12 protein-coding genes are annotated in these 10,524 nt (G+C 56.4%); all 12 read right to left on the bottom strand.

What is annotated here, in order from left to right; genetic code table 11:
• Positions 1-512 (bottom strand): DHH family phosphoesterase (locus LIO98_RS13435; RefSeq protein WP_291958198.1); only part of this gene is annotated, 512 nt, incomplete at its 3' end.
• Positions 509-886: a 30S ribosome-binding factor RbfA gene (gene rbfA, locus LIO98_RS13430; protein ID WP_291958196.1), complete on the bottom strand. Its 378-nt coding sequence runs from the start codon at positions 884-886 to the stop codon at positions 509-511. The genes LIO98_RS13435 and rbfA, both read right to left, overlap by 4 nt.
• The gene (locus LIO98_RS13425; RefSeq protein WP_291958192.1) at positions 867-1,184 is read right to left on the bottom strand and encodes a DUF503 domain-containing protein; all 318 of its coding nucleotides are present in this window, start codon (positions 1,182-1,184) and stop codon (positions 867-869) included. Before LIO98_RS13425 ends, rbfA begins: the two co-directional genes overlap by 20 nt.
• 163 nt (positions 1,185-1,347) lie before the next feature.
• Positions 1,348-3,405, bottom strand: a complete 2,058-nt coding sequence (gene infB / locus LIO98_RS13420) for a translation initiation factor IF-2 (RefSeq protein WP_291958189.1) — start codon at positions 3,403-3,405, stop codon at positions 1,348-1,350.
• The gene (locus LIO98_RS13415) at positions 3,398-3,739 is read right to left on the bottom strand and encodes a ribosomal L7Ae/L30e/S12e/Gadd45 family protein (RefSeq protein ID WP_291958186.1); all 342 of its coding nucleotides are present in this window, start codon (positions 3,737-3,739) and stop codon (positions 3,398-3,400) included. Before LIO98_RS13415 ends, infB begins: the two co-directional genes overlap by 8 nt.
• Position 3,740: 1 nt before the next feature.
• Complete coding sequence (locus LIO98_RS13410; RefSeq protein WP_291958183.1) at positions 3,741-4,037, bottom strand: YlxR family protein; 297 nt, start codon at positions 4,035-4,037, stop codon at positions 3,741-3,743.
• A 10-nt stretch (positions 4,038-4,047) separates the two neighbouring features.
• On the bottom strand, positions 4,048-5,157 hold the full coding sequence (gene nusA / locus LIO98_RS13405) for a transcription termination factor NusA (protein WP_291958181.1): 1,110 nt from the start codon (positions 5,155-5,157) through the stop codon (positions 4,048-4,050).
• A 32-nt stretch (positions 5,158-5,189) separates the two neighbouring features.
• The gene (gene rimP / locus LIO98_RS13400; RefSeq protein ID WP_291958176.1) at positions 5,190-5,693 is read right to left on the bottom strand and encodes a ribosome maturation factor RimP; all 504 of its coding nucleotides are present in this window, start codon (positions 5,691-5,693) and stop codon (positions 5,190-5,192) included.
• Between the two features lie 268 nt (positions 5,694-5,961).
• The gene (locus LIO98_RS13395) at positions 5,962-7,185 is read right to left on the bottom strand and encodes an FAD-dependent oxidoreductase (protein WP_291958174.1); all 1,224 of its coding nucleotides are present in this window, start codon (positions 7,183-7,185) and stop codon (positions 5,962-5,964) included.
• The gene (locus LIO98_RS13390; RefSeq protein WP_291958171.1) at positions 7,186-7,638 is read right to left on the bottom strand and encodes a 4Fe-4S dicluster domain-containing protein; all 453 of its coding nucleotides are present in this window, start codon (positions 7,636-7,638) and stop codon (positions 7,186-7,188) included.
• A 21-nt stretch (positions 7,639-7,659) separates the two neighbouring features.
• Complete coding sequence (gene cooS, locus LIO98_RS13385) at positions 7,660-9,543, bottom strand: anaerobic carbon-monoxide dehydrogenase catalytic subunit (RefSeq protein ID WP_291958167.1); 1,884 nt, start codon at positions 9,541-9,543, stop codon at positions 7,660-7,662.
• Between the two features lie 78 nt (positions 9,544-9,621).
• Complete coding sequence (locus LIO98_RS13380) at positions 9,622-10,020, bottom strand: Rrf2 family transcriptional regulator (RefSeq protein WP_291958165.1); 399 nt, start codon at positions 10,018-10,020, stop codon at positions 9,622-9,624.
• Between the last annotated feature and the right edge of the window lie 504 nt (positions 10,021-10,524).

The following is a 10,524-nucleotide window of genomic DNA, read 5'->3' as shown; positions in this document are numbered from 1 at the left end:
CCGTTATCGGTCACCAGCGACGTGTAGAGCGCGGAGGCTTCCCCCTCGGTGATACCTTTGCCGTAGGCCGAAAGCAGCGCGGTAATTATTTCCGCGGTGGCGGAAGCACTTGGCACAACGAGATTCGTCGCGGCGAACATCGTGTTGTCGCCGTGGTGGTCGATGTTGACGGAGTCGGCGCAGGCCGACAGCAGCTCCGGCATGTTGGACTGCGCGCGTTTTTCCGTGCTGATGTCAACGGCGGCCAGCAGCGCGTTCCGCACCTCTTCGGCAGGGAGGCTTTTGGTTACGCGCAGCTCCGCCGCATGCGGAAAGAAGGAAAAGGTATCCGGCAGACTGTCGGGGGAGACGATCATAACGGATTTGCCCTCCCTCTTTCCCAGGGAATAGAGCGCAAAGGCGCTGCCAAGTGTGTCTCCGTCCGGGTTTTCGTGGCAGAGGATCACCCACGATTTATGCTTTTTCAGCTTTTCGAGCACCTCGTTGAAGAGGCCGTTATTCTCCGCCGTCACTGCCGAGCGTCCCTTTCGGCCCTCTTCCGCGCGTCAAGCTCAGCCACTTTATCAAGCAGCTCGTCCATCGCGCGCGCCCTGTTTTCCGAGTCGTCATAGCAGAAGTGCAGCTCGGGGATCGTGCGCAGATGCATCTCCTTGCCGAGCATAGAACGGAGGGGACCCGCCGCCGAGTCAAGCACGGCCTGGACCTTTTCGCGGTTTTCTTCTTTTATAAGGGTATAAAAAACCTTTGCGTAGCTCAGGTCACGCGACACGGAGACCTTCGTGAGTACGGCTTCCGCCGCCTCCGCCCTTTTTATCCGCGTCTGGAGCATCTCGGAGATGAGACGCAGAAATTCTTTGTTTATCCTGTCAATTCGATAGGTCGCCATAATTGAACACCTCCAGCGAGAATCCGGTTATCTCGAATTCTCCCTCTTCTTCCCTCTGATACAGATATTTTTCAAGGTTGCCCATTCTCTCGTCAAGCTCCGCGGGGGAAGAACCCGCCGCCGCGAACCCCAGCTCGGCAACGTTATGACATCCGTCCGGCCCAAGGTCTGAGGCGGAGATAGCAAAACGACCGTGCACCCCGTCGGTGAGAGAGCGCACCACATGTCTGCGGTCTTTGAGGCTGCCCGCAAAGGGAAGCCTCAGTGAAAGCTGCGCCGCAGCTATCCAAAAGGACATTTTATCTTCACTCCAATTACAGCATGCCTTTGGCAGTCTTAAAAGGTATCTTCTGCCTGCCGCCGCCCGCCGCATAATGCCGAACCGCGAAGGCGGCGGAATAAATCCGCCGCGCTGGCGCGGCCGCTTTGTACGGAGGAGGCGGCAGGCTTATATATTTAACTTACTCCAGAGTCTTTTTCTCTTTAAGTATCTCGTAGGCCTCGATGACGTCGCCGACCTTAAAGTCCTGGAATTTCTCAAAGCTTAGGCCGCACTCGTTGCCCGCCTTGATCTCGCGCACGTCGTCCTTGAAGTGCTTGAGGCTCGACAGTTCGCCGTTCCAGAATACGACGCCGTCACGGATTAGGCGCACCTTCGCGCTTCTGCGCATAAGTCCCTCGGTGATACGGCATCCAGCGATGTTGCCGATCTTCGGCACACGGAATATTTCGCGTATCTCCGCCAGGCCAAGGGTGTGCTCGCGCAGTTCGGGGGCCAGCATACCCTCCATAGCGGCTTTTACGTCGTCCAGCATGTCGTAGATGACCTGATAGAGGCGTATCTGGACGCCCTCGTTTTCAGCGATCTTCTTCGCGTTGCTGTCAGGACGGACGTTAAAGCCGATGATGATGGCGTTGGAGGCGGAGGCGAGCATGACGTCCGATTCGGAGATGCGGCCTACGCCCTCGTGCACGATGTTCACGGAGACCGCGTTCGTGCTCATCTTCATCAGAGAGGAATGGAAGGCTTCCAGCGAGCCCTGCACATCCGTCTTGAGGACTATGCGCAGCTGCGGAATCTCCTCAGTCTGCATCTTTTCGTAGAGCTCTTCGAGCGTAAGGCGCTTCGCCTTGCCCTGGTCCGTCTCGCGGCGCTCAAATTCGCTCTGCGAGATGAGGTCGCGCGCCTCGCGCTCCGTGGAGAGCGTGGTGAACTTCTCTCCCGGCTGAGGTACGTTTTCCAGCCCCAGGATCTCGACCGGCATGCTGGGGCCGGCTGAGTTCACGTTGTTGCCCTTATCGTCGATCATCGCGCGGATCTTGCCCCACGCCGTACCGGTGTGGATGATGTCGCCGCGGTGCAGCGTACCCTCCTGGACGATGACTGTGGCCACGGGCCCCTTGCCCTTGTCAAGGTTCGCCTCGATGACGGTGCCCGTAGGCGCGGCCTTCGGGTCGGCCTTGAGCTCCTGCATTTCAGCGACGATGAGCAGCATTTCGAGAAGCTCGTCGACGTGAAGCCCCTGTTTGGCAGCCACGTCCACCATGATAGTGTCGCCGCCCCATTCTTCGGGAACGAGTCCATAGTCTGAGAGCTGCTGGCGGACCCTCTCGGGTTTCGCCTCCGGCTTGTCCATCTTATTTACGGCGACGACGATGGGAACCCCCGCCGCCTTCGCGTGGTTGAGCGCCTCGATCGTCTGCGGCTTGATGCCGTCGTCAGCTGCGACCACGAGGATCACGATATCCGTGACCTGAGCGCCGCGCGCGCGCATCGAGGTGAACGCTTCGTGGCCCGGCGTGTCGAGGAATACGAGCGTGTTGCCGTTATATTCGACGCGGGAGGCTCCAATGTGCTGCGTAATGCCGCCCGCCTCCTTTTCGGTGACATGGGTCTTTCTGATATTGTCAAGCAGCGTCGTCTTTCCATGGTCGACGTGCCCCATGACGGTGATTATCGGCGGGCGTGTTTCCGCCTCCCCTGTACCGCTATGTTTTTTCTTTGATTTTTCCTTGCCCTTCGCCTTTTTAGCGACAGGCTGAGGACACAGCGGCTGCGCGGAAGGCGCCGGTTCTTTTTCCGCAGGCGCGGCAGGCGCCGTTTCGGGCTCCGCCGTCTTTTCGGGCTCTTTGCCAAATACGAAGTTTCTCTTGTAGGTCTTGCCAAGTACTTGGAGCACCTTTTCATCGGCCCGCGTCGTAGCCGGCATCATGAGCCCTTCGATCATCAGGGCCTTGACCGCGCTGCCGGCCTTTTCACCGATCAGCACCGCGATGTCTGAGACAGAGGCTCCCTCAGGCACATTCACCGTCGGGTAGGTCGATATTTCCTCTATTGCCTGCTGCGTAGCGGCCTCTTTCTCCTCTTTAAGGGATTCCTCCACCATCGGGATAAGCCCCTCGTCTATCGAACTCATATGCGATTTAATACTGACTCCGAGCTTTTTCAGTATCTCCACCATCTCCGTGTTGCTTTTTTCCAGCATCTTCGCAAGATCATATACTCTGATTTTACTCATCCGCATCACTCCTGTCTTCATTCAATAATGAAACTATTTTTTCGGAAAAGCCGCTTCCCCCAGGAAGCGCCGCGGCCTGCGCGGCGTTTATCCCCAGATGTCTTCCAAGAAGCTCTCTTCCGGTATCTTTTAATATGAATATATTCAAATCGCCGCGCTCTTCCGCAGAATGCAGCTTGCGAAGCACGTTTTCGGAGCAGTCCTCCGTCACGAATACCACAAGCTTCTTCCCTCCGCGCAGCGCCTCAAATATCTTATCCTGGCCTATCAGCAGCTCCTGGGCCCGCCGCGCGAGGCTGAGCATACTGAGCGCCCTCAATGCCGGAGCGCCCATCCTAGCCCGCCTCTTCTTCGCCGCATTTTTCCAGCAGCTCGGTGTAAAGGATCTCGGGGACCTCTGTCTTCAGCGCCCGCGAGAAGGATTTTTTCTTCTTCGCGGCCTCCACACAGGAACGCCGGGCACAGACGTACGCGCCGCGGCCGTTGGCCTTTCCCGTAGGATCATAGCGCACCTCTCCCTCTGGCGTCCTGATAACGCGCAGCAGGATACGCTTCGGGGATTCCTCCCCGCAGCCGACGCAGGTCCGCGGCCTCTGTTTTTTCAGCACTGGCTGAGAACTCTGCCTATCCATAGGGGCGCTCCTATTTATTATCCTCGTCGATTATCTCGGAGAGATCCATGAAGAGATCCTTCATCGTCGGCAGCTTCTCTTCTTCCTTGACCTTAGTGTCGATCTTCCAGCCGGTGAGGCGCGCCGCGAGACGCACGTTCTGCCCCGCCTTGCCGATGGCGAGCGAGAGCTGGTCGGAGCGGACATAGGCGATGACGGAACGGTCCTGGTCAAGAAGCGGCTCTATCCGCACGACCTTCGCGGGAGAGAGCGCGTTCACTATATATTTGAGCGGATCGTTATTAAAGACGATGATATCGATCCTCTCGCCGTTAAGCTCGCTGCTTATAGATTTAATACGCCCGCCCTGTTTGCCGACACAGGCGCCGAGCGGTTCGACGTTGACGTCAAGGCTCGCCACGGCAATCTTCGCGCGGGTGCCCGCCTCACGGACGATGTTGCGGATCTCAACGACGCCGTCCTGTATCTCAGGCACCTCGAGCTCCAGCAGGCGGCGCAGAAGTCCGGGATGGGTACGCGAAACGATGATGCGCGGGCCGCGCGTCGTCTGGCGCACGTCGAGAAGATAAAACTTCAAGCGGCTGCCGGGGATATACTTTTCTCCGAGGATACGCTCCTCCTTCGGCATGATCGCCTCCATCTTGTCGTTGAGACGGACGAGTATCTGGTCGCCCTCCGCTTTGAATATCGAGCCGGTGACGATATTCCCGATTTTGTCGGAGAACTGTTCGTATACCACCTGGCGTTCGGCGTCCTTGAGCTTCTGGATGATGACCTGCCGCGCCGTCTGTGCCGCGATACGTCCGAAATCCTCCGGCAGCACCTCGGTGCGAATGATGTCGCCGACCTCGAGCTCCTTGTATCCGCGGCGCTCTGCCTCTTCAAGGGTCATCTCCGCGTCGGGGTTGACCACCTCTTCCACGATCTCGTATACCTCGTAAAGAGAGAATTCACCATTTTCGACATCTATGTAGACTTCGGTGTGCTGATTTCCGCCCTTAAATTTCTTATAGGCGGAGATCATCGCCGCCTCGAGGCTGGAGACTATAGTCTCCTCCGAGAGCCCCTTCTCCTCCTCTATCTGCCGGAGAACCTTTTTAAAATCTTTTCCAAGCTGCATTTTTCCAATTCGACTCCCTTCGTGGTAACGGTTTATTTTTTCTTTTTCGGTATCTTTTTAAAGGTTTTTTTCTGGCCCGTCTGCGGAATATAGATTAGATGAGCCCGTTTTATATCGTCGAACGAGATGCGCCGCTCTCCCTCGGAGGTTGTGATGATCACCTCATCATCCGGCGTAGTTCCCGAAAGTGCTCCCTTCAGCGTGCGGCCTCCCTTTTTCAGATATATCTGCGCCTCTTTACCTTCAAAGCGCCGATAATCCTCAATGACGAAGAGCGGACGCTCAAGGCCGGGAGAGCTGATCTCCAGAAAATACCTTTCCGGCAGGTCGCTCTCTATCGTGTCGAGGTATTCGCTGACCTCCCGTGAGACACGCTCGCAGTCCTCTATATCTATGCCGCCAGGCATTTCCAGGTACAGGCGGAGGATATCCATGCCCGCCTCCGAGACTATCTCAAAGCCGGCGCACTCATATCCGAGCGATTCGGCGCGCTGGTAGAGGGCGCCGTGTATTTCGCTGTATTTTTCCCGGTTCAAAAAGAACACCTCCCGTAACAAAAGAAGAGTGGGCACACCCCACTCTTCCAGTCATTTCTCCTGAATTAGCTCTTAAATTGTAGCACTTTTTCAAAAAAAAGCAAACATCAATAGCATTTAGCTGACGATCAAAGAGCGCCAAACTGGTTCAGCATAATTATTTTGTCCGAGATACCGCTAACGCTGTCCCTCCATATGGGAGCGGAGGCGCAAACCGATGCATTGAAGATGCCGGCCTCACGATGACAGCACCTCCAGCGACAGATCTTTAATCCCAGCGGTACTCTCCGTCCGCTTCGTCATAGTGCCAGAAGTCCGCGTAGCTCAGGCGGTGCAGGGGCTTGTCTGAGTCCTTCACCTTAACGCCGCGCTTGACAAGCTCCTGCCAGAATCCAGTGTTTGAAATATCGCCCTGCATCGTAAGGTGGGCAAGCCTGCCGCCGCGTATGACCGCCTTTGTATACCCACGGCGCCATTCGCTGACCAGCACATCGTCGCCAGCCTCCGCCGTGTTGGGCCCCAGCGAAAGCGTCATCAGGCCAAAGAAATTCATCGTATTTTTCATTGCGTAGCGGTCGGCATACTTCACCGCCCCGCCGCAGATATTGCGCGCCGCCGTCTCCCCCTGCAGCGCGGCGTTGGGCCAGATGCCAGAGAGCCCGGCGACGTCTCCCGCGGCCCATATGTTGGCGATGTTCGTGCGCATATAGTCGTCGACCTTCACACAGCGGTCGGTGACGACGCCGCTGCCCTCAAGAAATTCGATGTTGGGGCGCACTCCCGCCGTAACGATCACAAAATCGGCAGGCAGCCGTTCGCCGCTCTCAAGCAGCACTACGCGCATCCTGCCCCCATCATCCACCTCGGAGCCGGCTGCCTTTTTCGCGAGAAAAAATTCACAGCCGACCTCCTCAAAGAGCCGCTGATAGGGGGCGGCGGCCACGGCGTCGAGCTGAAGCGGGCAGATGCGGTCCTCCATCTCGACGACCCGGCACTTGATACCAAGTTCGCAGAGGGCGTAGGCGGCGTCAAGGCCGACGAGGCCAGAGCCGACGATGACGCATTCCTTCGCGCCGCGCGCGGCATCCTTTATCTTCTGCGCGTCCGAGAGGTCGCGCAGGCCATAGACGTTCTTCGCCTCCCGGAAGCCGGGGATCGGCGGGATGAAGAAACGCGCCCCCGTGGTTATCAGCAGAGCGTCATAGGGCAGTTTGCCCGATTTCCTGCCGACGGCGCAGTTCTCCGCCGGAAGGACGGACGTTATCTCCTCCTCCGCAATGAAGCGGATATTGTTCTTCTCAAAAAAATCCGCGCCCGCAAAATTTATCTCCTCCGCGCTCTTCCGTCCGCCAAGAAAATGGTGGAGCATACAGCGCGAGTGAACGGCGGCGTCCTTCGCCACTACCGTGATTTCATCGTCCGGGCGCAGTTCGCGGATCTTTCTCGCCGCGGGAATACCGGCGGCGGAAGCTCCGATGACAAGATGTCTCATCTACTCCACCTCCTTAAGGTAGATTGCCTCTTTAGGGCAGGCCCGCACACAGCTCGGCCCCTCATCCTTACCGGCGCAGAAGTCACACTTTATCACAACGCTGCGCGTCGCGGTATCCGGTTTCGGCACGCCGTAAGGGCAGTTCATGACGCACATATAGCAGGCGCCGCACTTAGCCTCGTCATACTCGACAAGCCCAGTCTCGGGATTCTTGCGCATCGCGCCGCTCATGCAGCTCACGACACACATAGGCTCGTCGCAGTGGCGGCAGAAGAGCGGGCGGTAATGCTTCTCACCGTCCTGCAGAATAAAATTGCGGCTCTCATTCTCAGGGTCGTTCAAATCAAGGGAATAGATGTTATCTATCCCGTCCCTGCGGTGGGCGTTCATACACGCAAGAGAACAGTTCATGCACCCGTCGCACTTATCGGCGTCAATAAAGATACGTTTCATAGCCGCACGCTCCTTTCCATCTCAGATCCCCAGCGCGGCCCGCTTCTCGAGTATGATTCCCTCAAGCTTGTCCGCCGCCGACACTGCGTCGGGATCGATGATAACCTGCCCTCCCGTAAGAGATTTCATCTGCTCTGTAAGCACATCCACCACAACCTTGCTGCCGGTGATGAAGGGCGCCTCGCCAAGATGGAGCGGCAGTCCGAGCGCAAGCCCGAAGGCTCCGTCTGCAAGCGCCTGCTCCTCCAGCCACTGCGGCGCGGAGAGGACGAGCGGCATCTGCGGCAGGTCGATGCCTATCGCCGCCGCAAGCTCCGTCGCCACGATCTCAAGCCGCCCGATCGCGAGGCAGGGGCCAAAGTTGAGCACCGGCGGAATACCGAGTTTTTTGCATATCGCTTTGAGCTTCGGCCCCGCAAGCTCGGCGGCGGCCGGCGACATCAGCCCGCAGTTTTCAAGGCCGCCCGACGAGCAGCCCGCGGAGAGGACGATTATGTCGCGCTTGATAAGCTCCTTTGTCAATTCGACCGTCAGTACGTCATGGCCGCCAAAGGTAAGATTTGAGCAGCCGACTACGCCGGCGACGCCTTTGATCTCGCCGGAGACTATGAGGTCGATGAGAGGCTTCCAGTTGCCGCCGAGAAAATCCTTGAGCGAGACCTCCGAAACGCCCGTCAGCGTGTCCTGGTTGCCGTGCTCCGGCAGAAGATTCAGAGCGACCTCTCCGCGGCGCGCCCGGTACGAGGCGATGACGGCGTCGATGATGCGTCCGCTGTCGCTCTCGCGGCTTGCAAAGATAAAGGGCATATACTCGGCGTTTGACTTCTTCGCCACGTCGTCGAGACAGATCTGCTTTATATTGAGCGCCTCGCAGATCGGCTCGATTCCGGGCAGCGTGCAGTTGAACTCCGAGAGCACCGCGTCGATCGCGCCTGTCGCGAGCACCGCCTCCGAGGTATAGTTATTGCCGGCGTGCCCGACAAATACCTCCTCATAATGAGCGCCGCGCAGCTGCAGATCTTGCCCCACGCAGGTACAGCCCACAAGGCGAAAACCCTTCGCACCCGCGGCTATGGCCTTCGCCGTGACGTCAGGATCGGTGAGACGGTCCTGGAGATAGGAAAAACAGGAATGCTGGTGTCCGGTAATCATGATATTGATATAGTCGGGGTCGATCACGCCAAGACCGACCAGCGCCAGACGTATCTCCGGCTCTCCGAGCATCACGTCGTTCAAAAGATTCGTGAGCGTCAGGCCGTAAAGCCCCGTGGAAATCCCCAGTTTTAGACAAGTGAGCAGCATATCCACCGGGTCGGAATTGAGATTCGTCGAGCACTTCACCACGCCCTTGACGATCTCCGCATTCGCGCCGCCGGGAAGAATGCCCAGCTTCTCCCAGTTGGCATAACGCGGCGCATAGGCAAGCTTCTTCACCAACGCCATCTTTTCATACTCCGGCTTATAAAGGTCGGCGAGCACCATCTCGGCGACGGCAAGCGCCTTGCCGTACTTATCGGCCGCCGTGACGCCGAATATCCCGCAGAGCCGCTCAAGCGTCTTCTCTCCCTTGATCAGCCCTTTGGCCAGCGCGGTATTCTTAAGATTAAGCGCCGTGTTTTCGACAATATGGATATAACAGCCCGACCCGGAGGCAACGGCGCGTAAAAAATTGCGGGAAACGATGACGTCCGCCGTCGCGCCGCAGATTCCCTTCGGAGCTTTGGGCGTCACGCGGCATGGGCCGTTAGAACAAAGGCGGCAGCAGACCCCCTGCAAACCGAAACCGCACTTCACCGACTGTCCCTCGACACGGTGGTGCGACATCTCAAGCGGCAGAGAACGAATAAATGACTCCAGCGGCTTATCCGCGCTCTTACAGGTATTACATCCAAAACACTGATTCATAAGAATTCCTCCCTCACCCTTACGGATGTATTTAGATAATTTTTATCCACTTTACACACAAAAAAATTAGACTCTGTTTTACAGCATATTTCCGATATAGTTACGCTTCAGCAGACCCTCAATCTCTCCCTGGACGCCCTCGAGGCTGCTGTGAAAACGACATACGCCGCAGTGTGAACGCCGCCATGGACATTCATACTCAGAATCCATGCAGGCATTGACAAAAATATCCTCATTGATACAGCGCATCAAATCATATAAGGAGAGCTCGTTAAGGTCAGCCTTCAGGCAACAGCCGCCCTCCTGTCCGCGAAAGATCTCCACATAACCGCAGGAGGCAAGCTTCTTTAAAATCTTATAGGCGAACTGCACGGGAACAAGCTCCGAATCGCAAACCTGACGCACCGTCAAACGCTCACCGCACGATAAAGCCCGCAAGATACGAACCGCGTAATCAGTCTCCCGCGTCATGATCATCGAAACTCCCCTCCTCTTTCTGTTATATATAATGTATTGTACGTAGCATAGCATAGTGGATAAATTTTATCAAGTTTATCTGGTGCAGATATTATATCCTCTGGGAACAAATTATTTGAATAACCTCCGTATAGCGACAGGAAAAATTCTTTTTATTATACAGAAGAAACACAGAAGAAAATTTGTAGAAGAAGGAACTTCAATGATAAATGTACACCCATGCAGAAACTGCTTGACGAACTGAATCTGCCAGAGTGTTTCGGAGTTTGCGGCAAACGTTATCCAAGCAAATTATACTTAATAGTTTGAAGCGATATCGTGCTCCCTTAGTTCTGATCTCATTCCCTTTAACCTACCTCCGGCTCGTTAGGAGTTTCAGTATTTGATGGTAAGGAACAAAAAAGCCCGAGCATAACGCCCGGGCTTTTTGCTATTGGGATAGTTCTATCACTGAATCGCCGCCAGTTCGTCTAACCTTGCCTGTATAGTGGATATCTCACTGTC

Source organism: Cloacibacillus sp. (genome assembly GCF_020860125.1).
Classification (GTDB): Bacteria; Synergistota; Synergistia; order Synergistales; family Synergistaceae; genus Cloacibacillus.
Note: the sequence above shows the minus strand (reverse complement) of the source record. Positions and strands in the feature narration are given on the sequence as shown.

Bases quoted from the DNA above. Each gene is read 5' to 3' on its own strand.
- LIO98_RS13425 (WP_291958192.1), bottom strand. From the start codon at position 1,184: ATGTCCTTTTGGATAGCTGCGGCGCAGCTTTCACTGAGGCTTCCCTTT.
- LIO98_RS13380 (WP_291958165.1), bottom strand. From the start codon at position 10,020: ATGATCATGACGCGGGAGACTGATTACGCGGTTCGTATCTTGCGGGCT.
- nusA (WP_291958181.1), bottom strand. From the start codon at position 5,157: ATGCAGCTTGGAAAAGATTTTAAAAAGGTTCTCCGGCAGATAGAGGAG.
- LIO98_RS13390 (WP_291958171.1), bottom strand. From the start codon at position 7,638: ATGAAACGTATCTTTATTGACGCCGATAAGTGCGACGGGTGCATGAAC.
- rbfA (WP_291958196.1), bottom strand. From the start codon at position 886: ATGGCGACCTATCGAATTGACAGGATAAACAAAGAATTTCTGCGTCTC.
- infB (WP_291958189.1), bottom strand. From the start codon at position 3,405: ATGAGTAAAATCAGAGTATATGATCTTGCGAAGATGCTGGAAAAAAGC.
- LIO98_RS13410 (WP_291958183.1), bottom strand. From the start codon at position 4,037: ATGGATAGGCAGAGTTCTCAGCCAGTGCTGAAAAAACAGAGGCCGCGG.
- LIO98_RS13395 (WP_291958174.1), bottom strand. From the start codon at position 7,185: ATGAGACATCTTGTCATCGGAGCTTCCGCCGCCGGTATTCCCGCGGCG.
- LIO98_RS13415 (WP_291958186.1), bottom strand. From the start codon at position 3,739: ATGGGCGCTCCGGCATTGAGGGCGCTCAGTATGCTCAGCCTCGCGCGG.
- cooS (WP_291958167.1), bottom strand. From the start codon at position 9,543: ATGAATCAGTGTTTTGGATGTAATACCTGTAAGAGCGCGGATAAGCCG.